The sequence below is a fragment of the Clostridium sp. cel8 genome (assembly GCF_014050525.1).
Classification (GTDB): domain Bacteria; phylum Bacillota; class Clostridia; order Clostridiales; family Clostridiaceae; genus Clostridium_B.
On sequence record NZ_JACGAG010000015.1, the window covers coordinates 1 to 26,216 of the forward strand.

Sequence of the window (26,216 nt, forward strand, 5' to 3'; positions counted from 1 at the left end):
ACAGCATAGAAATAAAGCACCAGAAAACTGGTGCTAATGTTAAAAGTTTTTTGGGACATTTTCAAAAACGGTTGACACATATTATCAATTTTCCTCATAAATTTAAAATTTATGATTATATATATAAATAGTATATCTTCAATCCTTAATATCCAATTGACACTTCATATAAAAAATGCTACTATATAAATGAATTGATAATGGATTTCAATACAAATTGATAAAGAGGTGACTTATATGAGTATTTGCGATTTAAAACCTGGGCAAAGAGCTTTGATAAAAAATATAACTGGAGATGATAAGTTAGTTAAAAGACTTTTAGCATTAGGATGCATCGAGGGAACTGAAATAACTCTAAAAAATTTTGCTCCACTAGGTGATCCAGTAATTATAAACTTGAGAGGTTTCAATCTCGCCCTACGAAAAAATGATGCAAAGAAGATTTCAATTGAAGGATGAATTAAGGATTTCCCATTTTATTTTATAGATACTATATAATTTCTAATATATTTATAGCAACTAATTACTAAATTTTTGGAGGGAATACATGATTACAGCAGCTTTATTAGGAAATCCCAACGTGGGAAAAACCTCTTTATTCAACTATCTTACAGGTTCAAACCAATATGTTGGAAATTGGCCAGGAGTAACAGTTGAGAAAAAAGAAGGTTATTTTGAAGATATAAAAATAGTAGATCTACCCGGAATATATGCCATGGACACATATTCAAATGAAGAAAAAGTTTCTAAGGCATTTTTAAATAAAGACAATGTAGATGTAATAATAAATATTGTAGACGCATCTAATCTCAATAGAAACTTATATCTTACAACTCAACTTAAGCAATTTAAGAAACCAATTATATTGGTATTTAATATGATGGATATAGCAGAGGAAATTGGACTAAAAATAGATTTTAAAAAAATAGAATCTGAACTTGGAGTTATTGCAATTCCAATAATAGCTTCAAAAAATAAAGGTATAGATAACCTTAAAAACGTACTTATAAATAAAGATTTTAATAATATACCTCATGATAAAAATAATTTTGATTTTAAAACAGAAAAACAAGCCTATTCATTTATAAATGGTGTACTGAAAAGATGTACTACTGTAACAAAGGCTAAATCTGTATCATATACTGAAAAAATAGATAATATAGTACTAAATAAGTTTATAGCATATCCTATATTTTTATTCGCACTTTTTTTAATTTTTAAATTTACATTCAGCTGGGTTGGTCAGCCTATTGCCGACAAATTCAGCGACTATCTTTCAGGTAGTATAACATATTATTTAAGAGACCTACTTTCTGGAACAAGCCCTTGGTTTAGTTCACTTTTAATTGACGGAATACTTTCTGGAGTAGGATCTGTAGTTGTATTTTTTCCTGTAATATTTTGTCTGTTTTTAGGTATATCTCTCTTAGAAGACAGTGGATATATGGCAAGAGGAGCTCTTATAATGGATAAGCTTATGAGAAAAATAGGACTTTCAGGTAAGGCATTTATTCCACTTATAGTTGGGTTTGGATGTTCAGTACCTGGAATTATGTCATCTAGAACACTTGAAAGTGATAAAGATAGAAAACTAACAGCATTATTAATACCACTTATGTCTTGTAACGCAAGATTGCCTATATATGCCCTATTTGCATCAGCTTTCTTTGTAGGAAGTGAAACTGAAGTAGTATTTTCATTATATTTACTTGGTATAATTTTTGCATTTATAATAGGACTATTATTTAAAAATACAATATTCAAAAAAGATGAAGAACCTTTTATAATTGAACTTCCAAAATACAATATCCCTAATTTAAAAAATCTTATTATACATACTTGGGAAAAAGCAAAGGGATTTTTAAGAAAAGCAGGAACAATAATATTTTCAATGTCAGTTATAATATGGTTCTTGTCAAACTTTAGCTTAAAAGGAATGGTACCTATAGATCAAAGTATTTTGTACCATATAGGCAAATTTATAGCTCCTATATTTTCACCTATGGGATATGGAAGCTGGCAAAACACTGTGTCACTTATTTCAGGATTAATGGCAAAAGAAATTGTAATTGGTACTATGGGAATCATATATGGAAGCGATCTTACAAAAATACTTCCTCAACACTTTACTAATATTTCAGCCTATGCCTTTTTAGTATTCGTTCTATTATATACACCATGTATATCAGCAATATCTGCTATGAAAAAGGAATATGGAAGTAAAATGGCTGCTTTTTCCGTAACCTATCAATTTGCACTAGCTTGGGTTGCCTCATTTATCACATTTAAAATTGGTTCTATTATATTCTAATGGAGGTGTATAGATGATTATAGAAATGCTAATAACATTAGTTATTGTTGCATTTGCAGCATATATACTAGTTAGAAATATACAAAAAAAATCGAAAGGTAATTGTTGTTCTAATTGCAATTCATGTTCAAGTAACTGTATAAGTAAAAAACATATTAAAAATCAATGAAAAAAAGAACTTCTTCATTAAATTTTGTGAAGGAGTTCTTTTTTACTCTAAACCAATTAAATCAATTTTTATCCGATTTATCTATAAAATAATCCACAATATCTCCAATAGAAATCATTCCTTCTACAGTGTTATCATCATCTATTACAGGTATAGCTATTATATTATTTTTCCTTATTCTTTTTGCAACATCTATAACATCTTCATCTTCATGTGCAGTTATAACATCTTTTGTCATAACCCACTCTACAGGACATGTGTCATAGTGACCTTCTTCCATCAAAAATCTATATATATCAGCTTTTACTATCATTCCAACCAGTTTCCCTTTTATATCTATAACCGGAGCTCCATTTACTTTATGCTCACCCATTACATCTAATGCCTTGCTTAAAGTATCATCTGGCCTTAATTTTAATATCTTTGAGTGCATTATAGTAGTAATCATATTTCCAATCCTCCTTAAAATAATTATATAACAAATAGTAAAAAAAAGCTAAAAATCAATAACTCTTCCTTAAGATAAAATTTATTTCTTCCATATCTCTTCCGCCTTTTAAAATATAATCTATTACACGAGAAGCTGATTTTTTAGACATCTTATCTACACGACAATTTAAATTTATATTATTCTTTTTTATAAGACTTGTCAAAAACCTAAACTGTTTATCTGTAATTAAATCATCTCTTACAATTGAATCATTGTTTTCAATTTTATAGATAAACTCATGTATTTTAGGAAGATTCAATACATCCTCATAATTATGAAGCATTATAATTTTTTCTAGTTTTTCACTTTTTGTATTTAAAAATTCATTATATAAGTCTACACTCATTCCTCCATCTATTTGATCTTTTCTATTAATTCCTATATACTTTTCAACAGATTTTAAATTACACCTTTTCATACCAATTTGTTTATAATAAGGTCTTATATTTCTATATAAATCTATATGATGTTTAGGAGGATTAAAATTTATATTTGACCTTAACATTCTCTCACATATAAATGGTTCATCAAATGCAATTCCATTGTAAGAACACCAAATATCACAATCTAAAATATCATGTCCAAAACTATATAGCAATTCACTTTCATCTTCCAAAGACTCTGCAAAATACTGAGTTACTGAAAATTTATCATGATCCGAAAAATTTCCAGAAGATATAAGTATAACACTATCATTATTTTTATCAAAGCCTGTAGTTTCTATATCAAAATAAACTATATCTTTCATATTGTATTCATTAAATATATTTTTAGGAATTTTTAAAACTTCCTCATATTTCTTAATAAGCATTATTACCTCCAAATTAAATAGTAGGGAAGTTAAACATGCTTTAAATTGCAGTTATTTAACTTCCCTTTAATTTTACATTTCCTCAACTACATCTATTCCAAGTAAATATAATGCATTTTTTATTACCTGACAAGAAGCCTCTACAAGTTGCAGTCTAAATCTCTTTACATCTTTATCTTCAGTATTTAGTATACTACAAGAATTATAGAATTTATTAAACATTTTTGCAACTTCTATAACGTATCTAGTTAATACAAATGGTTCCAATCTATCTATTGCGTTTTCTATATGGGATCTGAATTCAGAAAGTATCTTTGCAAGTTGAAATTCTTCCATAGAACTTATTTTAACATTATTTACATCAGAATTAAACCCTCCAGCTTTTCTTAGTATACTTTTTCCCCTAGCATAACTATACTGTACATAAGGTCCAGTTTCGCCGTCGAAACTGAGCATTTCATCCCAGTCAAATACTATATCTCTCTCCCTATTGTTTTTCAAATAAGTAAATACTATAGCTCCTATGCCAACCTTCTTTGCCACTTCATCTTTATTTTTTAAATTAGGATTTTTACTTTGAATTATTTCAAGAGTCCTGTCTATTGATCTTTGCAATAAATCTTCAAGGAAAATTACATCTCCATGTCTTGTTGACAATTTCTTATTTGCAAATCTTACAAGTCCAAATCCTACATGAATGCAAGAATCAGCCCAATCTTTCCCCATAAGCTTTAATGTAGTAAATACTTGTTTAAAGTGTAATGATTGATCTAGTCCAACTACATATATACACTTATCAAAATCATATGTTTTTTTTCTATATATAGCAGCTGCAAGATCACGTGTTGCATATATAGTTGCTCCGTCTGATTTCTTTATTATACAAGGAGGTATATTGTATTTATCAAGCATTACTACCTTTGCCCCATTGCTATCTTCAAGCAATCCACAATTGTCAATTTCCTCTATTACATCATCCATTTTGTCACTATAAAAGCTTTCACCTGCATAGGAATCAAATTCAACACCAAGTGCTTTATAAACTTCACTAAATTTTTCTAAACTAAGATCCTTAAATTTTTTCCAAAGTTTAACTTCCTCTTCTTCTCCATCTTCTAGCTTCTTAAAATACATTCTTCCTTCATCTTCTAGTGATGGATCCTTAGAAGCTTCATCATGAAACTTTACATATATTCTTAAAAGTTCTTTTATAGGATCTTTTTTAAGTTCATCTTCATTACACCATCTCTTATATGCAGATATAAGCTTTCCAAATTGAGTACCCCAATCACCAAGATGATTTATTCTAGTGCAATTATAACCTTGAAAATCCATCATTTTATACAGTGAATTTCCTATAGCAGTACTAAACAAATGACCAACATGGAAAGGCTTTGCAATATTTGGAGATGAAAATTCTATTACTATGTTTTTTCCATTACCCTTTGAAGATTTTCCATATTCATCTCTTTTCTCTAGAATCTCACCTATAACATCTTTTGAAAACATTTCTTTATGTACAAAAAAGTTTAAATAAGGACCAAAATTTTCAACTTTGTAAAAGTATTTTGTATCAATCTTATCTTTGAGTTCACTTGCAATCATATTTGGGGCTTTTCTCAAAATTTTAGCCAATTGAAAACATGGAAATGCAAAATCTCCCATTTCAGGTTTTGGTGGTATTTCAATAATTCTCTCTATGGCATCAATTTCCATATCTACATTTTGTTTTATTTCATTTGCTATTATTTTTTTATAATCAATCATAATATTTAAAACTCCTCTCTATGTATTACACTATTTTTTATAACTACTTATAACATTATAATATAAAATATACACGCCTCATATGTAAAGAGACGTGTATTAAATCCGTGGTACCACTCTAATTGATAGAAAAATCTATCCACTTTAAACTTTAACGCAGTTAACGACTTATTTTTTACTTCTCAAAAAGCATTTTTCATAAGTTCCTCAAGGGCTCTTTTCTTTTTAGTGTAATTATAGGCTCCCACCAAAATCCTACTCTCTTAAAATTACATCTAAAAGTACTCTTCCCCGTCATAAGAATAATTTTTAATTTATTATATTACTATATCGTGTAACTTGTCAATGGAAACTACTGCTGCTTAAACTCAGACCATATTCTATCATATATTTTAGATGCACTACCAACATCTCTGAAACTTTCTGCTTTTTTAAGTTCTGAATCTGGTATATATACAGCTTTATTATTTAGATACTCCTCAGACATATACTTTTTTGCTTCTTTATTCGTATTTACATATTCAATTTTTTCAGTAGCTTCATTACTTATCTTACCATCTAACATGAAATTTATAAATTTCTCTGCATTTTCCTTGTGTGGAGCATTAACAGGTATTACAAAGTTATCTTCTTCTAAGTTCATTCCCTCTTCTGGGTATACTATCTTGAACTTTGGATTTGCACGAACTGCTGCTGATGCCTGAGATCCATACATATATCCAACACTTACATCTCCATCTATAAGGCTGTTGTGTGGAGTATCTGCATTTAAAACTTTAACATTTGGCTTTAATTTTTTTAATTCAGCACTTGCCTCTTCTAATTTTTTAGAATCTGTTTCATTCATAGAATATCCTAGTTTTTTAAGAGTCATCCCTATTACTATTCTAGGATCATCTACAAGTACAATTGAATCTTTAAGAGCTGGATTCCACAAATCACTGTAAGATTTTATAGGTATTTTAACTTTATCTGGATTATACACTATCATCTGAGTACCAAGGGTATATGGAATTGAATATTTATTGTCTTTATCATAGTACTGTCCTAAAAATTGAGGATCTACATTCTTATAGTTTGGTATATTATCTTTATCTATAGGTTGCAACAATATGTTCTTTTCCTTTAACATAACTTCAATAATATAGTCACTGCATATAACTACATCATAATCAGATCCCTTTACTGCTTGAAGTTTAGATAGCATCTCCTCATTAGTAGAAAAATTACTGTAGTTTACCTTTATTCCAGTTTTATCCTCAAATTCCTTTACTACAGAATCTGGAACATAATTAGCCCATGTAAATAAATTCAATACCTTTTCCTGTTTTTGTGAAGTCTTTTCAGATCCACATCCAGTAAATGACATTACTAAAAATGACATTACTGCACACATACTTAAAAATTTTAATAATCTTTTTTTCATAATATTTTCCCCCTAAAAATTATAATCTTTTTTGACTTACCAATTTAATACATTCACCAGTTATAAGAATAACAAAAGTAATTATAAGCATAACAGTGCACAAAGCATTTATTTCAGGCGACAGTCCAAACCTTAACATTGAAAACACTTTTATAGGAAGAGTAGTACTTTCAGGTCCTGATACAAAAAAGTTTATGATTACATCATCAAAAGACAATATAAATGCAATCATCGCACCTGTAAATACTGCTGGAACTATATTTGGAAGTATTATTGTAAAAAACACTTTAAGTCTAGTTGCACCAAGATCCATAGCTGCATCTTCTATATATGAATCAAATCCTGAAAATCTAGCTCTAACTACAATTAAAACAAAAGGAATACTAAAAGTTACATGAGATAGTATCAATGTTCCTATTCCAAAATTTATTTGAAACTGTGAAAAATAGCTAAGAAGGGCAATACCTAATATTATTTCAGGTATAACTATGGTTATATTTAAAAGTAATTCAATTATACTCTTTCCTTTAAATGAGTACTTGTACAATCCAACTGCACCTATAGTACCAATTACAGTAGATATAAAACTACTTACAATTGCTATTGTTAAACTATTTTTAAATGCAAAAATAACATCAGTATCATTAAATAACCTTTCATACCATTCAAATGTAACTCCTGTCCATAGTGAACCAGTTTTTGCTTGATTAAAAGAATAAATAACTATTACAAGTATAGGCAAATACAAAAATATAAAAATCATACTGATATATATGTATTGGCTCCATTTAGCAAATTTTCTATTCATTAAAATACCTCCATATCAGTATTTTTGCCCACTATCTTTATACTAACAGCAACTAAAATCAAAGTAGCCACTACCATAAATATAGATACAGCTGCACCAAATGGCCAGTCACGAGCTACTAAAAATTGATTTTTTATGAGATTTCCTATAAGCATTACTTTACTTCCTCCCATAAGATCTGAAATATAAAATAATCCAAGAGATGGTATAAACACAAGTATACAGCCAGCTATTACTCCAGGCATTGTAAGAGGTAAAATTACAGTTAAAAATGTTGCAAAGTTTCCTGCTCCTAAATCTTTAGCTGCATCAATATAGGATTTTTCCAATTTTTCAATAGAATTATAAATAGGAAGCACCATAAATGGAAATAGAGTATATGTCATTCCTAAAATAACGGCACCATAAGTATAGAGCATTTTCAAAGGTTCTTTTATTATATTTAATTTAAGAAGTATACTATTTATAAGTCCTCCTGTACTCATAAGATTCATCCACGCATAAGCTCTTATAAGAGAATTTGTCCAAAATGGAATAATAATAAGCATTATTACAAAGACTCTAAATTTACTTGATATTTTACTTATAAAATACGCAAAAGGATATCCAAAAACAAGTGAAACTATAGTTGTTATAAATGAAATTCCTATTGAATCTCCAAAAACCTTAAAGTATAATGGAGATGCAATTCTTTTATAGTTATCAAGAGAAAAAACAAAATCTATGCCTCCATTTACACCTCTTCTAAGAAAACTTACAAATATAACATAAAAAATTGGTACTGCTATAAAAAGTAACATCCATAAACTTACAGGACCTATAAAAATATATTTTTCTAAATCAAATTTTTTTAATTTTTTTTTCAACTAAACCACCTCTTTAGCTTCCTTTGAATCTTCACCTTCATCTTCATTTTGAATTATCACAGCATCTTGAAAATTCCAGTATAACCATAGATATTCTCCTACTTGTGGTAAATATGCTCCCTTAACATAATTATTTAGAATTACAAAACTTCCATTTTCCAATTTAAATGTAATTTTTCTGTTTGATCCAAGATACACACTACTAATTACTTTTCCTCTCAATGAGAACTTTTCCTTTGGATTTAAAGAAAATTTAATATTCTCTGGTCTTACCATTAAACATACTTTATCACCTTTTTTAAGTGAGTCACTATTTATTCCCATATATCCATTCTCATTTTTCAAGTATGCTATACCATTTGATACAGAATCTACAATACAGTCAAATATATTTGATTCTCCTATGAAATCTGCCACAAATTTTGTATGTGGTTTTTCATATATTTCCATAGGTGTGCCTATTTGTTCTATTACACCATCTTTCATAATAATTATACGATCTGACATATTAAGTGCTTCTTCTTGATCATGGGTTACATATATAAAAGTTATTCCTAAATTTCTCTGAAGATTTTTAAGTTCAACTTGCATTTGTTTTCTTAGTTTAAAATCCAATGCTCCAAGTGGCTCGTCTAAAAGTAGTACATCTGGATTATTTACAAGAGCTCTTGCAATTGCAACTCTTTGTCTTTGACCTCCACTTAAATTTTTAGGCATTCTTTTTTCATATCCCTTTAGCCTTACAATTTCAAGCATTTTATTTACTCTTTCTTTTATAGTTTTTTTATCTATTTTCTTTATTTTTAGTCCATATGCTATATTATCATAGACGTTCATATGAGGGAAAAGTGCATAATTTTGAAATACAGTATTTATACTCAATTCATAGGGTTCCTTATTATCTATACGACTTCCATTTAAAAATATATTTCCACTTGTTGGCCTTTCAAATCCTGCAATCATTCTAAGTGTAGTTGTCTTTCCACATCCGCTTGGTCCTAAAATAGTAAGAAACTCACCTCTTTTTATACTCATTGAAATATTTTTAAGTATATCTTGTCCATTAATTTTTTTGTTACTTTTACAAGTTCAAGAATATTATCCAGCGTAATCAACCCCCAAAATTATATAAATTATATGCACAAATCTCAGTTCAAAAAGCCTCTGCATCCTATGAGATACAGAAGCTAACTTATGCGATTTATCTTAAAAAGTCTAACTATAATTCAATTCATAGTAATTTACTCAACATTAAATTATAGTGTAATAATACCACATTATAGAAACATATGTCAAATAATTATTTTTATACGCAAATTTAGATAATAAAAAAATACATACTAAAAGCAATTGCTATACTACCTTTAATATGTATTCAACATAATTATTGTATTGTTTATTTAAAACTTAGTCCACTTTTTTGCACCACTTACCACAAAATTCAGCCTTTCTAGTACACATGACTTTACTTGAACCACAATTTGGACACTTATATTTATCTTGTTCATAACTTATCTCATATATATTTCCACAGTCAAAACACTTAAACTTGCAAAATGTTGCTCTATAATTTCCTCCGCTTATCCTTATAGAATTTCCCTTTGTTAGTGCTGTAGCCACTTTTTTTCTAGCACTATCTATAATATTTTGAAATGTTTGTCTGGAAACTTGCATTCTCTCAGCACATTCTTCTTGGTTTAAATCTTCAATATCTTTAAGTCTCATTGCTTCAAGTTCTTCTACTTTTAAAGTTATTTCTTTAATTTTACATTTTGGTTTTCCCCAAGGAATAAAGTAAGTATCCTTGGGAAAATATTCTACTCTCCTACACTTAGTTGGTCTTGGCATTTAAATTCCTCCTCTGTATACTTACACTAACATTACAACATTTACACTACTTTAAAGCTATATACAGAGATTATACACAAATATAGATTAGTAGTTAATTACCGCAATTCCCCTCATATTCGTGTTCACTGCAAACACTTCCTGTAGATTTTAATTCACCTTTTATATACTTTTTAACTATATCGTCACAATTTCCTTCAGCTCCAACAACTACTTCAATATTATTTTGGTTAAATAAATCTTGTGCTGTCTGTCCCATGCCACCTGCAATAATAGTATTTACATTTAAATCACCTAAAAATACTGGCAGAAAACCTGGTCTATGCCCTGGATTAGGCTTAAATTCTCCTTTAATAGATCCATCTTTACTAACTTCATATATTTTAAAACCTTCACAATGTCCAAAATGTCTACTTACATACTTTCCATCACTTGCTACTGCTATTTTCATTTAAAATTCCTCCTATAAATATTTATTGGCATTTGCCATCTTTATAATACTATTATTTTATATTATTGTCAAATGCCAATAACTAATTTTTATATTCTCTCTGCTATAAGTCCATAAAAATCTTTTGCAATATCTATAGTGGAAATATTGATAAATCCTAATTTATCTAAAATTTTTACTAATACTTCTTTATCTAATCTGTCTTCCATAGGAGGTCCCATTTTATAATTACCTTTTTTCCACTCAATAATGGCAATTCTACCTTTTGAGCAGATAATTTTTTTTACTTCACTTAAAAACTTTTCTTTATTTTTAGCTTCATGAAGTACATTACTTATAAATGCAAAAGTTACTGTTTCTTCTTGAAGCTTAAGATTATTCTCTTCAGTTAAGACAGTTTCTACATTTGATATATCTAATTTTTTCAATTTTATCTTGATTTCATTGATCATTTTATCTAAAATATCCAACGCATATATTTTTCCACTGCTTCCTACAATATTAGCTGCAGGTATAGTAAAGTACCCAATACCACAACCTATATCAGCTACTATATCACCATCATGTAGTCCAAATTTAGTAAGAGTGCTCTCAGGTGGAAGTATTTTTCTTCTTTCTTCACTATTAAGCCTATGCTTGTGTTTATAATTAAATTTATGAGGCACTTTTAACTCCTCCTTATGTATACATATTTTTTTATCACAATTTAATATAACATAAATTTAGTATAAATTCAAAATTTTCAATTATGTAAATCAATGTTATATAATTTTTTATATATAAAAAGCCTTAAGAGTTTTGCCTCTCAAGGCTGAAATTTTATATAGCACTTTCCTTAACAGTGTCTGAAGAAGATGCATTAGAATAGTATTTCATCTTTACATAGAATAATACAAAGAATGCTACTGAAACAACTACCCCTGTTACATTAGAAAAAGTTGGATTTAATCTAAAACCTTCTTGTGCTTGTAATATATAGCTTACACTAACTGCAGACATAAATATTGCAGGTAAAGTTGTAATCCAATGGTTTTTACTATTTTTATAAAGATATACAGAACATGCCCATAGTGTTACCATAGCAAAAGCCTGAGTTAAAAAGCTCATATACCTCCATAAAATAGGGAAATCTACAAATGTAAAGAATATTGCAATAACAAACATTGGTATAGCTAAAGTTAGTCTATTTTTAATTTTTCCTTGAGGATATTTAAACATTTCAGCAAGTAATATTCGTGCACTTCTAAAAGCTGTATCACCTGTTGTAATAGGGCAAACAACTATACCAATTATTGCAATTACACTTCCAATAGGTCCTAAAAGTGATTTAGTTATCTCAAATACAGCTCCTGCAGGACCAGCCTTTCCAAGAACAATTTGTCCTAAATTAGTAGTATTACCATAAAAAGCTAAACCAGCTGCTACCCAAACTAATGCTACAACTCCTTCTGAAATCATTGCTCCATAGAAAACAGTTCTTCCTTCTTTTTCATTTCTTAAACACCTTGCAACTAATGGAGATTGAGTTGCATGGAAACCAGATACTGCACCACATGCAATTGTAACAAACATCATTGGCCACATAGCTAATTTACTAGGATGGAGATTAATAAAATTCACTTCTGGAATATTGTATCCTTGAAATAACATTGCACCACCAACGCCTATTGCCATAAATAAAAGGCAAGCACCAAAAATAGGATATATTTTTCCTATAATTGCATTTATAGGAAGCATAGTTGCAAGAAAATAATAAAATATAATAGCAAATACCCAAAAATTCACTCCGAAATTTACAGGTATTAATTGTGACAATAGTTTTGCAGGTCCGACTATAAAGACAATTCCGACAATCATGGAGAAAAACACTGTAAGAACTCTCATAAATCTTTGTACAGACTTACCTAAGTATTCTCCGTGAATTTCAGATAAACCAGCTCCATTTTTTCTAACAGAAATCATTCCAGATATATAATCATGAACAGCTCCACCAAATACGCAGCCTATGATTACCCACAAAAATGCAACAGGTCCATACAATGCCCCTTGGATAGCACCAAATATTGGTCCAAGTCCTGCTATATTTAAAAATTGTATAAAATAAAGCTTCCAAGAAGGCATTTGAACATAATCTACTCCATCTTCTGAAGCGTATGCAGGTGTTATTCTACTGCCATCTGCCCCAAACTGCTTCTCAACATATTTTGAATAAAATAAGAAGCCGGATAAAAGTATTACTAGTCCCCCTAAAAAAGTATACATATTATAATTCCTCCCTATAAAAATATTTATATTTTATTTATATACAAATAATTTAAAACATTAAATCACTAAAGTAATATAATTATTTTAAACCACAATTTTAAAACATACATAATCTAAGTTTTTTTAGATAGAAAAAGACCATTTCTCGATATGGGGCGAGAAATGGTCGCGGTACCACCCAAATTTATAACTTAAAGTAATAACGGTTTTCACCGACATAAACTTACTACTATTTCAGTTTGCAACTCTAGGGTGATTTTTCAAAAACAATAACTTATGGGTTTTCAGCTTATCCCACTCTCTTTTAAGTATCTTGTCTTCTACTTTTCCCTATCCTAGTTTTTATATTATTTCTTTATTGGTTATTAACTATTATAGCAAGTATTATTATAATGTCAATAGTTAATTTATGATAGTTTGTGTCAAGTTAAAGTGGGCAATTTTATTTTTTAATTTCTCCATTATAAATTCAGTTAAAATTTTATCCTCAAAGGACTTAGTCCGCAGCCCGAAAGAGCGCATTTATTCTATTGACTTTTTATCTAGAATTTTAAGACTATCTATGAATAAGTTCAGTAAAATTTCTTTCTCTAAATAAGCTCTGTATTGCCTTTCTACCATTAGTTATGGCTCAGCCTGTAAATGATATACTTGATTTTTCAGCTAATATCTTAGCCAAATTATTGGCACCTTTAATAGACCAACTCATATTTCTTCTTTTTCTTCTATTTTAGAACTTAACTTTTGTACTAAATTACTTGAAATATGACCTATTGTATCCATTTTTAGATATTCATCTAATAAAAACTTATAGGCCTTTTTCCCAAACCTTCGGTCTAAGTGCGTTAGCACTTCTTTCATAAATTCACATGCTTTATTACATACATATTTATATATTTTTTTCTCTAAGTTATTGAAAGTTATGTCATTATCCTTTAAACTTAAATTGTACATTAATATCACCCATTTCTATATAGTTTCGCTAACTTATATTATAATGGATATATTATGTACATGGGAGATGTTTTTTGCATCTCCCTTTATTTTTTATTATTAATTACTACTATCTTTGCCCACTAAATTTATACTCTAAGTTTGTGATAAAATTTCAGCTCATTTCATTAATCCATGGAAATTTTACTATTCCTATTGTATTTACATACCCATAGTTCTTATAAAACTATATAATACACCACTTTTTAAAGGTGGAAAATATGCATTTACATACCACATAGTTCTTATAAAACCTTAATAAGACCTAAAGCGGTTATGTGCTTATTAGAATTTACATACCACATAGTTCTTATAAAACCTTCTAATTATCAATATCGTGTGTTGTATGTTGATTCATTTACATACCACATAGTTCTTATAAAACTTAAAAATGTAGTATATAAAGCACCTTTTAAGTTTAGATTTACATACCACATAGTTCTTATAAAACTAATACTCGCATAATTTGTTCCGTACGGTCTTTCCATGATTTACATACCACATAGTTCTTATAAAACTAAATAATATTGCACAACCCCATCTTTTAATACACAATTTACATACCACATAGTTCTTATAAAACCCATACGATCTGTTAACGGCTTATCTATAACACTTACATTTACATACCACATAGTTCTTATAAAACTTCTCATGTCACTTGCATAGCCTTGTACGGCACTCAAATTTACATACCACATAGTTCTTATAAAACATATTCAAAAAAACAAAAGAAATTCTATTGGTACAAATTTACATACCACATAGTTCTTATAAAACAAGCTATAACAAAAGCACTTGATACTGCAATAATCAAATTTACATACCACATAGTTCTTATAAAACGATGAAACATGGATGGATGCTAATGCAGCAATAAAGAAATTTACATACCACATAGTTCTTATAAAACTAGTGAAACACAGGCAGATCACGACGCTCTTGCAACTATTTACATACCACATAGTTCTTATAAAACTAATAATATAATGCAGATACCGAACGGATATATTGAATTTACATACCACATAGTTCTTATAAAACTTTAACTATAGTAGATAATATTATAAAATCATATAATAATTTACATACCACATAGTTCTTATAAAACTTGAATTATCATTACTTTGAAAATCTTCCACATTATTCATTTACATACCACATAGTTCTTATAAAACAAATAACTTTTGTATCAGTATAAAGAGAACTTAAAGGATTTACATACCACATAGTTCTTATAAAACTTCAATTTGATTAATAATAATTGCTTTATATTTTCTGTCATTTACATACCACATAGTTCTTATAAAACAGACAGTAGAGATGAAAACTATATTAAATCCACATCCATTTACATACCACATAGTTCTTATAAAACGCAATTAAATCATGACCATTAATTGCTAAATCCTTTAATTTACATACCACATAGTTCTTATAAAACAAGCATTGTTTATATGTATATTATAATATGCTTTGTTATTTACATACCACATAGTTCTTATAAAACCTATCTCTGACACAACCACCAACAACAAAAGCTTGAATTTACATACCACATAGTTCTTATAAAACCAATCTTCAACGCTTTCTGATTTTACTGTTACGTTTTTATTTACATACCACATAGTTCTTATAAAACATCAATTGTTATATTGTCACTTGGACCCGAAACAAAAATTTACATACCACATAGTTCTTATAAAACTTTAGTATTGTGTTAACTAAGTCTGCTATGTGTGGATTATTTACATACCACATAGTTCTTATAAAACCTTAAGAAGAAATATAAAGATGGTTTAAACGCTGAAACATTTACATACCACATAGTTCTTATAAAACGTATAACAGCAGGAGCTAATATAAATCAATCCAATACATTTACATACCACATAGTTCTTATAAAACGTTTAGCAAAAGCTATAGTTCATATATATATAATAGAAATTTACATACCACATAGTTCTTATAAAACCTTAATATAATCTTGATCTATAAGGCTAATTAAAAAAGATTTACATACCACATAGTTCTTATAAAACACTAAATTACAGAATAAATGGGAGGTGATAATATGCAATTTACATACCACATAGTTCTTATAAAACCTAGTCTTAATAAAAGAGTTATCAATAAAAGAAAAAGCATTTACATACCACATAGTTCTTATAAAACATAGAAATATAGCAATAAATGAAAGTACTACTATAAATTTACATACCACATAGTTCTTATAAAACCAGTACAGCAACACTTGCTCCTAACATACAAATAAGTTTATTTACATACCACATAGTTCTTATAAAACAATAACTTTATCCTCTATAAAGCCTTGAAGTTCTATATTTACATACCACATAGTTCTTATAAAACAGTAATCAATATTATTCATCTACATCACCTTGTTTATTATTTACATACCACATAGTTCTTATAAAACTTAATAAATTTTATCATAAAGAGTTTTTTTATATGATTTACATACCACATAGTTCTTATAAAACCTAATGCCATAAGACTTTAGTTCTGCAACTGATTTATTTACATACCACATAGTTCTTATAAAACAAAAATGCTTATGCTTCGAATCCTAGTTGGTATAAAGAATTTACATACCACATAGTTCTTATAAAACCCCATAATTCAAAAAATCATAAAGCCTTAATTTATCTAGTTTCTCAGGCCCCATAGAATTATTCAATTTAACATAATTGCATTGAGCCACCAGTAGTGCATGTTAATATTACAATAGAAATGCTTGTAAGCCTTTTATTTCAATACTTAATCCATATTTTATAAAAACAGAGGTTTACTGCAAAATTCTAAATAAACATTTCATCATAATTTTTCTCAATACCTATTATATCTTTCGTTATATTTTTAGGATTTTGAACCCTATAGATATAAACTGAATCCTCTGCCCTTATTGTGTTTCTATTTATTTCAGATAAACATTTATGAAGTTTAGCTTCTGTTATATTTCCTTCAAAAACAGAATTCTGTGTCCATGTCAAATATTTTTTTACAATTTTTCTCACTCTGTTTACCCTTTTTTCTCCTATATCATAGGTTAATATAACAAAAATAATCACCACCACGCTTTCAAAGGTTTATACAACTCATCATCAATAAAATACTTTATAAGTTTATAACATTCTAATTTTATAAAATTTCTATAAGATACCTTTCTTTTTAAACTTCTATGCTTTATGGTTGTAGAAAGTTTAATTTCATATTCCTTTATAAATTTCTTTCTTCCTTTTTCATTTAAAAAACATATACTTTCATGAGTATCAAAATCATCTAACTTTAACATTTTATTGTTAATAAGATAAAATATTAGTGGATCTACTATTAGAGGTTTAAATATCTCTGATATATCAAGACACAATGAAAATCGTTTTGTAGAAGGTTCATGTAAAAAACTTATTGTTGGATCTAATTGAGTTTTATATATTTCTCCCAAAACAGTTGTATACATCATGCTATTTCCAAAAGAAATCAATGCATTTAAAGGATCAGTAGGAGGCCTTTTTTCTCTCTTCTCAAAGGTAAAGCCGTTTTTCAAAATATAATTGTAAGCAGAATAATATGCATTTCTCATTCTACCCTCTGCTCCCATAAGCTCATCTATACTATTAGCTGTCAATATATTAATTCTCTCATTTTCAATTTTATCCATAATTTTTTCTGTTCTTGGCTTATACCTTCTTAAATTTCTTAATATGTGGTGAGCTGCACTATCAATAAAACATTTTGCTATATACAATCTCTTTTCTTTATTATTATAAAAGTCTGCCTGACGAGTGATCAAGTATCCAGATACATTCTTCTTTCTTGGATAGTAACTTCCTGAATAGAATCCATAATAATTATAAAAATTCACTATAACACCATATTTACTTATAAAATTAAAAAATTTAGTATTTAAACTTATCTCACCAAATAAATGCAATCTTTCTATAATTTCTATCGGTATATCCCTTGATAAATCATCTCCATCAGTAAAATGAATCGTATTTTCTCTTCTCTTTATTTGTCCATTTGTAAATATATAATAATCTTTACCCATATCTATTGAACCTCCTTTACATAACAAAATTGATAGTACGCACATTTTTTACAATAGGGATATTTAACAATTTTAGGAGGTTTGTCTTCATTTAAAATCTTATTTATATCTACTAAAGTTTTTTCTATCTCAATCTCTGCTTTTTCATCTAGCTGAACAATTTCATTTTTTCTCTCCTTTACATAATTCAAAACACCTTTTTTCTCAATACCAAGCTTTTTTAAATAGTACAAATAGTAAAGAAGCTGCATTTTATCAATATTTTTCATTTTACTTGTTATCTTTATTTCACGAATAAATTCCTTGTCCATTATGTCCAATCTAATTATATCATCAATTAAAACCTCTCTTGTTTTTAATCTTGAATATGAATTTTCATGTACAGTTTTTCCTTCCATAACTCTATTACTATTATTCTCCATTGTTATTCCTCTATTAAAAAGCCATAATTTTCTTTTACAAACAAAATAATAGTTAAATTTTATCCCCTGAACTTTAAACTCTTCTAAATTAAATTCCATTTTTATCACCCTATGTGGTTTATTATATCAGAATTAAATAAGATTCCACTCTTTTCATCATATTTACATTCAATAACAAAAATTCTATCACTAATACAGCTTTTAACGATTTTATTAGAACACTTATATACTGGAACATCCACAGTAAGTTTATTTATCTTTCTAAACAATTCAGTTTTATGTTTTCTTTCTTCTTTTAAATGAGCATTTTTACATTCCATAAATTCGTCTATCAAAGACATATTACTATCATAAACAGTTCTTGGTATAACTGTAATTGAATTTATCTCTCTTAATATTTTTTGTGATTCACTGCTTGTTAGTGCATATTCTTCATTGTCATCTAATATTTTTAAAGCATACTTAAACTCCTTATAAAATTCAGTATCCTTAAGTTTATCTTTTGTATACAACTTATCAACTAAATCAATTTTATCAGTTTCTCTTAAAATACAATTGTTATATTTTTTTAAATACTCTAATCCCATTTCAAATATTTCTTTATCATATATAGTTCCTATTCCGCTCACACCATTTGTATAAATATATACATTAGGTTCATCTAAATCAAACTCTCTTTTTCTATAACATCTTCCAAGTCTTTGAAATAAACTGTCCAAAGTAGATAGTTCAGTAAATAAATAATCAAAATCAACGTCAAGTGAAGCTTCAACTATCTGTGTTGTTATCCATAATCCGCTCGTTATATCTTTACTGTCAGCAAAATCCTTTATCTTTTTTTCAAGCTTAGCTCTATCTTTTTTTATAAATGCAGAATGTAATAAATTTAAATTATCTAAATTACAATTTTTCAAAAGTTCATATAATTCTAATGCTCTTTTTACTGTATTAACTATAACTAAAACCTTTTTGCTTTTAGCTCTTTTAACTATTTCTTCAATATCATCTTTAATTTCTTTATCTTTAAGTAAAATTTTATGTCTTTCTTTATCCATAACAAATTTAGGTATTTCACCATTATTTTTTACATTAAATTTGACTCCACGTTCTATTAAACAGTCAGTATATATTTTAGGAAGAGTAGCTGTCATTATTAAAAACTTTCCACCTATTTTATATATCATCTCAATACCCTTTATTATTGCTGCTGCTATCTTTGGTGTGTATGATTGTATTTCATCTATGACAACTTTAGAATATGCTAGTGTTGCATAAATTTTTTCATATCCTTTGTATTTGAATGGAAATTTAAATAATTGATCAACAGTAGTAAGACTTAATTTTTTTGAAAGTAATCTTGCGGATTCAACTAGATCTTCTGGATTTTCAAATCCGTTTTCTTCAAGATAGTCCAAACTTGTTGAGTGGAGCAGTCCAGCCGGTTTATATCCAATTTCATTATCATTTACAATTCTTGAAAATAAGGAATTAAGTGTAACCCTAAGTGGAAGTGTAAAAAATCCCTTATCATTATCAAGCCACATAAGAGCAGATTCCGTTTTACCCATACCAGTAGATGCTATTAAAATTAAATTATTTTCTCTATTTTCACTACAAAATGTTTGCACATTTCTTAATTTTCTAAAATTATTTATTACATATTTTCTTGCTGACTCTCCAACATTATTCTCCCGATCTAATTCTATTTCTCTATGAGCAGAGGCTGAATGGTCTATCCTATGTAACAATCCTTTTAACATAACATAGTCATAATACCCAGCTTCATTTTCTTTAATTCTATTTTGAAAATTCATAGAATTAAACACCTTATTTATTGGTTTATCTGGAATTTCAATTTTCATTTCTTCCCTTATTTCACCAATAATATTTTTCAAATCAAGTTCAGCTGCTTGTCTAATTTCATGCACATCAGGTTTTTTATCTCTCTCATGGTGATAAGCTATAGCTTGTATTAGTATCTTTTTCAAAGTTTTATTTTTCGAAAGTCCATATTTTTTATAAGGAATAAGCATTGGAGATAAATAATTATGTGGTATATCTGTACTATCATTTTCTGGAAGTTCTTTTTCTTTTAAAACTCTTCTTATTTTATTTTGAAACTGAGTGTAAGCTTTTCCAACATCATGGTAGAGGACAGCTATATTTAATAGCTGCCAAAAATCATTTTTATCAATAGTTACCTTTTGTTCTATAATCTCACCATATGTTTCTCTCAGTTCTTCATAATTTTTAACTAGTTCATCTGTATGCTGTTTTATACTTTCAACAGGATTAGATTTTGCATATAACATTTAACCACCTCCAAACTTACACTAATCACTAAAGAAAATTAACTCTTCAGGATTATTTTCTTCTACCCAAATCAATCCTTCTTCAATTTCCTGATCACTATTTGCATACAAAACATCTGTCTTATGCCAATTTCTAATATTATTTACTTTTTCATACCAGTTGTTTAGTCTATAATTTATTCCATGAAGTTCTTCACATATCTGCCCTTTAGGAATATATATAGGATTTTTTATAAGATATGAATTGTAATCATCATCATCTATGTCTACTTGCTTTGCCCATGTAAACTCGATATTATCTATTCTTGCTAAGTCCTCTCTTCTACCTAAACTAACTGCTTCATTTAAATTATAAAATCCATTATATATCTTTTTAAGTAACTCTTCTTCAGATGATATGTGAATAGTCAAATTTATGTTAAAAAGTTGATGAACATTCATTGGCATAGTTGTTATACCTTTATCTTTATAAAAATAGGTAGTTTGAAAATTATTAAACTTACTTTCATAATTTCCTTGAACTGAAACTCCCATAGGATAGTACTTATCAGCATTAATAACCTTATGCAATAGTCCCTTTATTGTAGAATAAGGAGGCAGTGGATAGGTTTCTGCTGCCTTAAATGAAAATGGTTTTTTATAACAGGCTGATTCTTGAAAAATATTAAGTTTAAGAACTCTTTTGCGATTCTCCACATTAATCACACCCCATAATATGCTTTTACACCATTTTGTAAGTTATCAAAGAACTTTTCTACAGAATAATTTCTGTTTTTAAATACCTCTTTTAATTCATCTTCATTATTAAATACACCGCTTACCATTCCAATAGAAGTTGATTTATCAATTGAAATATCAAATATTTTTGTTTCAAGTGTCTGTTTTAAAATATTAGAATCTATGCAAGGCTTATTATCTCTATAGCTAAGCTTTATTCTGCCCAAAAAGAATGGATTTGGAATATCATATATACCTCCAACTATAAAAAGTGGTGCAAGATTTTCCTGTCTTCCTCTTATATTTCTGTTTAATACTTTAAGTATGCTTAAAAGCTGATTTACTCTCTGTACCTTATATTTTTTATCCAAATTTATATTGCCATCATTGCCTACCTTGTCTAAATCTACTGTAATTGTGTATGTGTAAAAACTAAAATGTTGTTCTACATTTGCAAGGTTAGGATGTTCACCTATTCTATCTGCTAATCCTTTGTTATTTAAAAAATCCATATCACTTCTATATGGCTCTAGTGAAATAGCATGACTAAGTCTAGCAACTGCACTTCTTATATTTGAGCCACCTTTTTCATCATCATTTTTTTTAGCTGTTTTCATATATCCAAATAAATCCATTTCTTCAGAATCTTTTATTGTGCAGTCATCTCTAAATTGTACTGTTCCTTTACTTTTATCAACAACTTGTGTATTCCAATTGTAAAACATACTTCCAAGTCTTACAATATCATATCTTAAACATTGTCTTGATGCAAAAGTATATAAATTTCCATCTCCTCTTGTCAATTTTTTAAGTTCAGATATATTTGCAATTCCCTCTCCAAAATTCAAACTCTGTGCTTGAAAAACAACAGTTAAAGTTAATCCCTTATTCATTTTTATTTACCTCCTCTACTTTTTTAGACGTTTCTTTAGATATAAGTCCAGATACAAAAGTTTGTGCAACTGATTCAAATTCTGAATTTTCATCTGAAAAAATTTCAGAAAAAAGTGATGGAACTTCTTTTTGTACTGTCATATACGTTCTAAGTATAGCATCCATAAAATTGTTTTTATTGCCAGTTTTAACTGAGTTTAACATTTTATAAGCTATACCAGCTATCTTATTTTCTTCACCATGTTCAGTAAAATATTTATTTATATCTTGTCCACTTTTATATATAAAAAATAATTTTTTACTATTCATTTCACTTTCCCCTCCCTTATATTTATTTAAATAGTATCTAATTTTACAAGCTATATAACAATCTAAAGCACTATATCCATTTTTTATATTTTGTCTTAATCTTTTATCTATAACAAATTTAATATCTAAATTTTTTAAAATTAAATCTACTATTTCTGATTTAAATTTTTCATCTTTTATACTATTTAGTTCATCACATTTTTCTTTGAAAAACTTAGCTATAAATCTTGGAATGTTAAAATAATTTAATTTGCAGTTTTTCCCATTAACATCAAATTCAACAAAAAGTATATTTTGAAGCTCCCATTCACTTTCAACTCCAAGCTCTTGAACCATATCCAGTATGATCTCTTTATAAGGAGAATCTTTATCCTTTCTATTATAAAAATTTTGATTTTGCTTATATAATTTATTTACAGTTGTATCCACGTTAACAAATCCAAAATAGGTTTTATCCTTATAATCACCATCTATATAACTTTTAAACAAATCCGTAGCTCCTGCTGGTGTACAAAACAGTATTAACTTGCACATATTACATATAGGAAACTCCGTATTAAAATTCCAAAATAAATTATATGCATTGCCACTACTAATTCCTAGAGGGGAAAATACCTTCTCCTCAAAATCATAACCTAAAGATTTAAATTCACCACATAAAGAACAATTGTATAATTTAGGAGAATTAAATTCCTCTTTAATTGAATTTATATTCTTTGTTTTGTCTATCTTCTTTCGTATTCTTTTATAAATCTTTTCAATATTTTTTTCTTTAAAACTCTTATCTAAATTTAAGTATTCATCAATACATTTTTTTGCTTCATCTAAATTACCATTTTCACATAAATCTATAAGCTTTCCCATTTCATATATAGGAATCATATAATCTTTCTCTGCTATTTTTCTCTGATAACTTAATCTTTTAGATGCTAAATTTCTCTGCAAAAAACTTGCTTGTCCAAAATATTCATCATATAAAATACTTCTCACTTTATTCAATCTAAGTTTTTCTGAAACTTCTTCTTTTGATAAAATTTCCTTAAACTTTTCATATTGCTCATCTAAAATCTCAAGCTGTTTTTCACTTTTTACCTTTGAAATTTCATTTGATATAGCTTTTAGTTCTTTTCCATTCTTATCATTTTTAAATTTATTGGCTATATCTGTTACTGTCTTTTTTAAATACTTTATTCCATCTTTATAATCAGATTTTTTCTTTATATAGGCTTTTTGTTCCTGATATCTCTCCAATCTATCTTTAGGAACATCATATCTATTCATAAAATAGTTAAAATAATATTTACCAAATTCTTTTAAAATATTACTATCAAATTCTATATAATTTTCCTTTATAGTAACCTCTTTTAGTTTTTCTGCATATTCAAGTATTCGCATAAATCCAACAATGCCCATATTATAAAACCAATCATTTAGATATACCTTGACTTTCACTCTATACCACCTCTATCATTCCAAAGCCTTGATTTCTCCTAAAGCCCACTCCAAGCATATAAATATCTTTTAAATCCTTTACAGCACCACATAGTTTAAATATTCCAGAATAAGCTTCAACACAATATATACTCTTACCAGAAGTCATCTTAAAGTCTGCTATTTCCTCTTTAACTATTTTCTTTTTCATCAAAACAGGCATAAATTGTATATCTTCTTTCAAACCATATCCTCTATAATTTTCAAGAATTTTGTTTTGAATATAATTAAATTCTTTAGAGTATTCATCACTTTTAGGTGAAACTGCTTTTCCGTTTTTATCTTTAATGTAAATTGGGGATAATGTTTTAAAACATAATTCTCCTTTTGAAATGTTTTTTTCAGGTTGTATAGATACTCTGAGTTTATTAATTTTATACATTTTCTTATATTGAAATGTTTTTTTCTTTAGTATTCCATTATAAAGCTTTAACATAAATTCAGGATCAGGAGATGATATATTAATTTCCACTGAGTCATTAATTTTTATTTCATCTTTATTCATTTCATAATCCTTCAGATAAACAGAAAAAGTAAAGTTTTTTGATTTTTTGTTCTTCTTATCTCTAAAATAGTATAATTTATTTAGATAATCCTCATCCTCTGCCTTAAGAGATTCTTTTATCATACTCACAAACATCATATGATAACATAATGGTATTTTTTCTGTGCTAAAAACACATCTAAACCTCACATTTTCACCTTCTTTCTCCAAAATTGTTTTATAAGTTAATTATATCAAATATTTAGGAACTATTTGTGTTAAAATAAAAAAATATTAATAATACTTTTTTATTTTATCAATTTCTTCTTTCACTGCTATTTTAAGTTCCTCTGGAGCTAAAACTTTAACCTTACTTCCCATACTTAATACCCAGCTAACTATTTCTGTTTTGCCTGACATTGTTGCCTCAAATATTACAGATTCATCATCATTCCATGTAATTTTTTGATTTTCTGTCCATATTTTTTCACTTATTATATATGACATTGGCTTGTAAATGCACATTTTTACATTCAATTTACTATCCCTATAAATGCCAAAACTACCATTCATATATCTCTTTAATGAAAAATTTTTATCTATCTCAAATTTAGAATCTAACGTTTTGTATTTTTTAATTCTAGATATTTTAAAATCCCTTATTTCATTTCTTTTCTCACAAAAGGCTATTATATAAAGGGAATTTTTATAACTTATAATAGCATATGGATGTATTATTCTAATGCTTAATCCAGAACTTAGTGAAAAATATTCTATCTCCATTTTTCTCCTAGTTATTACTGCACAATTTATATCAAGTGTTTTCTTTTTATCTTCTTCATTAATATTTTCTCTAGCAGATTTTTGAAAATACTGAACATACTCTTTTTCATTAGATTTATTAGCAATATTTATTTTATCTTTTAAAACATTAAACTCCCTATAATATGGGAAATTCATACTTTTCAATTGAAAAGTGGCTAAATTAAGTACAGTTAAATCTACATCATTTATATTCAAATTTAATAAATGATCATATCCATCTATGCTATATCCTCCATCTATACCTGTTGTAGAAGTTATATTTATTCCAGCTAATTCTAAATCCCGCTTATATTTTCTTACCTGTCTTTCATCTACTTCCAATTCTTCTGCTATATCTTTACATTTCATTTTACCTATACTTTTTAAAAGTATTATCATATTCAATAAATTAGAAAATTTACTCATATTACTATCTCCTTTAAAATATAACTTAAATATAATTTGATAATAGACTAGTAAAATTATAACATATAAATTGTTATAGA

24 protein-coding genes, 1 CRISPR repeat array and 2 other annotated features are annotated in these 26,216 nt (G+C 27.6%); of the genes, 3 read left to right on the forward strand and 21 right to left on the reverse strand.

The features are described 5' to 3' along the window. Positions 1–237: 237 nt before the first annotated feature. The 3 genes from H2684_RS11150 (at position 238) to H2684_RS11160 (ending at position 2,480) form a co-directional block, all read left to right on the forward strand. Positions 238–459 (forward strand): ferrous iron transport protein A, encoded by a 222-nt coding sequence (locus tag H2684_RS11150; RefSeq protein ID WP_182089478.1) that lies wholly within the window; start codon positions 238–240, stop codon positions 457–459. Positions 460–547: 88 nt separating this feature from the next. Then, positions 548–2,311: a ferrous iron transport protein B gene (feoB, locus tag H2684_RS11155; protein ID WP_182089479.1), complete on the forward strand. Its 1,764-nt coding sequence runs from the start codon at positions 548–550 to the stop codon at positions 2,309–2,311. 13 nt (positions 2,312–2,324) lie between these two features. Then, complete coding sequence (locus tag H2684_RS11160) at positions 2,325–2,480, forward strand: FeoB-associated Cys-rich membrane protein (RefSeq protein WP_207719454.1); 156 nt, start codon at positions 2,325–2,327, stop codon at positions 2,478–2,480. 61 nt (positions 2,481–2,541) lie between these two features. Here the strand turns inward: H2684_RS11160 and H2684_RS11165 are convergent, their stop codons facing one another. The 21 genes from H2684_RS11165 to H2684_RS11265 form a co-directional block, all read right to left on the reverse strand. Next, positions 2,542–2,928: a CBS domain-containing protein gene (locus H2684_RS11165; protein ID WP_182089480.1), complete on the reverse strand. Its 387-nt coding sequence runs from the start codon at positions 2,926–2,928 to the stop codon at positions 2,542–2,544. Positions 2,929–2,983: 55 nt separating this feature from the next. Next, on the reverse strand, positions 2,984–3,781 hold the full coding sequence (locus H2684_RS11170) for a ribonuclease H-like domain-containing protein (protein ID WP_182089481.1): 798 nt from the start codon (positions 3,779–3,781) through the stop codon (positions 2,984–2,986). 72 nt (positions 3,782–3,853) lie between these two features. After that, positions 3,854–5,545, reverse strand: a complete 1,692-nt coding sequence (argS, locus tag H2684_RS11175) for an arginine--tRNA ligase (RefSeq protein ID WP_182089526.1) — start codon at positions 5,543–5,545, stop codon at positions 3,854–3,856. Positions 5,546–5,633: 88 nt separating this feature from the next. Next, positions 5,634–5,855 (reverse strand) — a binding site (T-box leader). Positions 5,856–5,900: 45 nt separating this feature from the next. Then, complete coding sequence (locus tag H2684_RS11180) at positions 5,901–6,974, reverse strand: spermidine/putrescine ABC transporter substrate-binding protein (RefSeq protein WP_182089482.1); 1,074 nt, start codon at positions 6,972–6,974, stop codon at positions 5,901–5,903. Positions 6,975–6,993: 19 nt separating this feature from the next. Then, entirely contained in the window at positions 6,994–7,782 is a 789-nt protein-coding gene (locus tag H2684_RS11185; RefSeq protein WP_182089483.1) for an ABC transporter permease, read from the reverse strand. Further along, on the reverse strand, positions 7,782–8,648 hold the full coding sequence (locus tag H2684_RS11190) for an ABC transporter permease (protein ID WP_182089484.1): 867 nt from the start codon (positions 8,646–8,648) through the stop codon (positions 7,782–7,784). Before H2684_RS11190 ends, H2684_RS11185 begins: the two co-directional genes overlap by 1 nt. Continuing rightward, positions 8,649–9,683: an ABC transporter ATP-binding protein gene (locus H2684_RS11195; RefSeq protein WP_182089485.1), complete on the reverse strand. Its 1,035-nt coding sequence runs from the start codon at positions 9,681–9,683 to the stop codon at positions 8,649–8,651. Between the two features lie 372 nt (positions 9,684–10,055). Continuing rightward, complete coding sequence (locus tag H2684_RS11200; RefSeq protein ID WP_182089486.1) at positions 10,056–10,496, reverse strand: DUF134 domain-containing protein; 441 nt, start codon at positions 10,494–10,496, stop codon at positions 10,056–10,058. A gap of 94 nt (positions 10,497–10,590) precedes the next feature. After that, on the reverse strand, positions 10,591–10,947 hold the full coding sequence (locus H2684_RS11205) for a NifB/NifX family molybdenum-iron cluster-binding protein (protein ID WP_182089487.1): 357 nt from the start codon (positions 10,945–10,947) through the stop codon (positions 10,591–10,593). An 89-nt stretch (positions 10,948–11,036) separates the two neighbouring features. Next, a complete protein-coding gene (locus tag H2684_RS11210) occupies positions 11,037–11,612 on the reverse strand; it encodes a methyltransferase domain-containing protein (protein WP_182089488.1) in 576 nt (191 codons plus the stop codon). A 154-nt stretch (positions 11,613–11,766) separates the two neighbouring features. Then, the gene (locus H2684_RS11215) at positions 11,767–13,209 is read right to left on the reverse strand and encodes a carbon starvation protein A (protein WP_182089489.1); all 1,443 of its coding nucleotides are present in this window, start codon (positions 13,207–13,209) and stop codon (positions 11,767–11,769) included. Between the two features lie 151 nt (positions 13,210–13,360). Further along, positions 13,361–13,558, reverse strand: a binding site (T-box leader). A 359-nt stretch (positions 13,559–13,917) separates the two neighbouring features. Then, on the reverse strand, positions 13,918–14,166 hold the full coding sequence (locus H2684_RS11220) for a hypothetical protein (RefSeq protein WP_182089490.1): 249 nt from the start codon (positions 14,164–14,166) through the stop codon (positions 13,918–13,920). Between the two features lie 199 nt (positions 14,167–14,365). Next, positions 14,366–16,840: a CRISPR direct-repeat array (repeat unit 29 nt; unit sequence ATTTACATACCACATAGTTCTTATAAAAC). Positions 16,841–17,027: 187 nt separating this feature from the next. Further along, positions 17,028–17,291 (reverse strand): CRISPR-associated endonuclease Cas2, encoded by a 264-nt coding sequence (cas2, locus tag H2684_RS11225; RefSeq protein ID WP_182089527.1) that lies wholly within the window; start codon positions 17,289–17,291, stop codon positions 17,028–17,030. Positions 17,292–17,293: 2 nt separating this feature from the next. Continuing rightward, the gene (gene cas1b, locus H2684_RS11230) at positions 17,294–18,277 is read right to left on the reverse strand and encodes a type I-B CRISPR-associated endonuclease Cas1b (protein WP_182089491.1); all 984 of its coding nucleotides are present in this window, start codon (positions 18,275–18,277) and stop codon (positions 17,294–17,296) included. A 2-nt stretch (positions 18,278–18,279) separates the two neighbouring features. Next, complete coding sequence (gene cas4 / locus H2684_RS11235; RefSeq protein ID WP_182089492.1) at positions 18,280–18,798, reverse strand: CRISPR-associated protein Cas4; 519 nt, start codon at positions 18,796–18,798, stop codon at positions 18,280–18,282. 5 nt (positions 18,799–18,803) lie between these two features. After that, entirely contained in the window at positions 18,804–21,011 is a 2,208-nt protein-coding gene (gene cas3 / locus H2684_RS11240; RefSeq protein WP_182089493.1) for a CRISPR-associated helicase Cas3', read from the reverse strand. 21 nt (positions 21,012–21,032) lie between these two features. Further along, positions 21,033–21,707: a type I-B CRISPR-associated protein Cas5b gene (cas5b, locus tag H2684_RS11245; protein WP_182089494.1), complete on the reverse strand. Its 675-nt coding sequence runs from the start codon at positions 21,705–21,707 to the stop codon at positions 21,033–21,035. A gap of 5 nt (positions 21,708–21,712) precedes the next feature. Then, positions 21,713–22,621 (reverse strand): type I-B CRISPR-associated protein Cas7/Cst2/DevR, encoded by a 909-nt coding sequence (cas7i, locus tag H2684_RS11250; RefSeq protein WP_182089495.1) that lies wholly within the window; start codon positions 22,619–22,621, stop codon positions 21,713–21,715. Next, positions 22,614–24,383 carry a type I-B CRISPR-associated protein Cas8b1/Cst1 gene (gene cas8a1 / locus H2684_RS11255; RefSeq protein ID WP_182089496.1) on the reverse strand — a complete coding sequence of 590 codons (1,770 nt, stop codon included), beginning with the start codon at positions 24,381–24,383 and terminating at the stop codon, positions 22,614–22,616. The genes cas7i and cas8a1 overlap by 8 nt, the downstream gene beginning before the upstream one ends. A 1-nt stretch (position 24,384) precedes the next feature. After that, positions 24,385–25,116: a CRISPR-associated endoribonuclease Cas6 gene (gene cas6, locus H2684_RS11260; RefSeq protein WP_182089497.1), complete on the reverse strand. Its 732-nt coding sequence runs from the start codon at positions 25,114–25,116 to the stop codon at positions 24,385–24,387. Positions 25,117–25,200: 84 nt separating this feature from the next. Beyond that, positions 25,201–26,136 (reverse strand): WYL domain-containing protein, encoded by a 936-nt coding sequence (locus H2684_RS11265; protein ID WP_182089498.1) that lies wholly within the window; start codon positions 26,134–26,136, stop codon positions 25,201–25,203. Positions 26,137–26,216: the final 80 nt, after the last annotated feature.

What these genes read in the sequence shown, in the direction of transcription:
- H2684_RS11200 (WP_182089486.1), bottom strand. Translation starts at nt 10,496, where the DNA reads ATGCCAAGACCAACTAAGTGTAGGAGAGTAGAATATTTTCCCAAGGAT.
- cas1b (WP_182089491.1), bottom strand. Translation starts at nt 18,277, where the DNA reads ATGGGTAAAGATTATTATATATTTACAAATGGACAAATAAAGAGAAGA.
- H2684_RS11160 (WP_207719454.1), top strand. Translation starts at nt 2,325, where the DNA reads ATGATTATAGAAATGCTAATAACATTAGTTATTGTTGCATTTGCAGCA.
- cas3 (WP_182089493.1), bottom strand. Translation starts at nt 21,011, where the DNA reads ATGTTATATGCAAAATCTAATCCTGTTGAAAGTATAAAACAGCATACA.
- H2684_RS11195 (WP_182089485.1), bottom strand. Translation starts at nt 9,683, where the DNA reads ATGAGTATAAAAAGAGGTGAGTTTCTTACTATTTTAGGACCAAGCGGA.
- H2684_RS11265 (WP_182089498.1), bottom strand. Translation starts at nt 26,136, where the DNA reads ATGAGTAAATTTTCTAATTTATTGAATATGATAATACTTTTAAAAAGT.
- H2684_RS11165 (WP_182089480.1), bottom strand. Translation starts at nt 2,928, where the DNA reads ATGATTACTACTATAATGCACTCAAAGATATTAAAATTAAGGCCAGAT.
- H2684_RS11185 (WP_182089483.1), bottom strand. Translation starts at nt 7,782, where the DNA reads ATGAATAGAAAATTTGCTAAATGGAGCCAATACATATATATCAGTATG.
- cas4 (WP_182089492.1), bottom strand. Translation starts at nt 18,798, where the DNA reads ATGGAATTTAATTTAGAAGAGTTTAAAGTTCAGGGGATAAAATTTAAC.
- H2684_RS11215 (WP_182089489.1), bottom strand. Translation starts at nt 13,209, where the DNA reads ATGTATACTTTTTTAGGGGGACTAGTAATACTTTTATCCGGCTTCTTA.
- H2684_RS11180 (WP_182089482.1), bottom strand. Translation starts at nt 6,974, where the DNA reads ATGAAAAAAAGATTATTAAAATTTTTAAGTATGTGTGCAGTAATGTCA.
- cas7i (WP_182089495.1), bottom strand. Translation starts at nt 22,621, where the DNA reads ATGAATAAGGGATTAACTTTAACTGTTGTTTTTCAAGCACAGAGTTTG.
- H2684_RS11150 (WP_182089478.1), top strand. Translation starts at nt 238, where the DNA reads ATGAGTATTTGCGATTTAAAACCTGGGCAAAGAGCTTTGATAAAAAAT.
- feoB (WP_182089479.1), top strand. Translation starts at nt 548, where the DNA reads ATGATTACAGCAGCTTTATTAGGAAATCCCAACGTGGGAAAAACCTCT.
- H2684_RS11170 (WP_182089481.1), bottom strand. Translation starts at nt 3,781, where the DNA reads ATGCTTATTAAGAAATATGAGGAAGTTTTAAAAATTCCTAAAAATATA.
- H2684_RS11220 (WP_182089490.1), bottom strand. Translation starts at nt 14,166, where the DNA reads ATGTACAATTTAAGTTTAAAGGATAATGACATAACTTTCAATAACTTA.
- H2684_RS11205 (WP_182089487.1), bottom strand. Translation starts at nt 10,947, where the DNA reads ATGAAAATAGCAGTAGCAAGTGATGGAAAGTATGTAAGTAGACATTTT.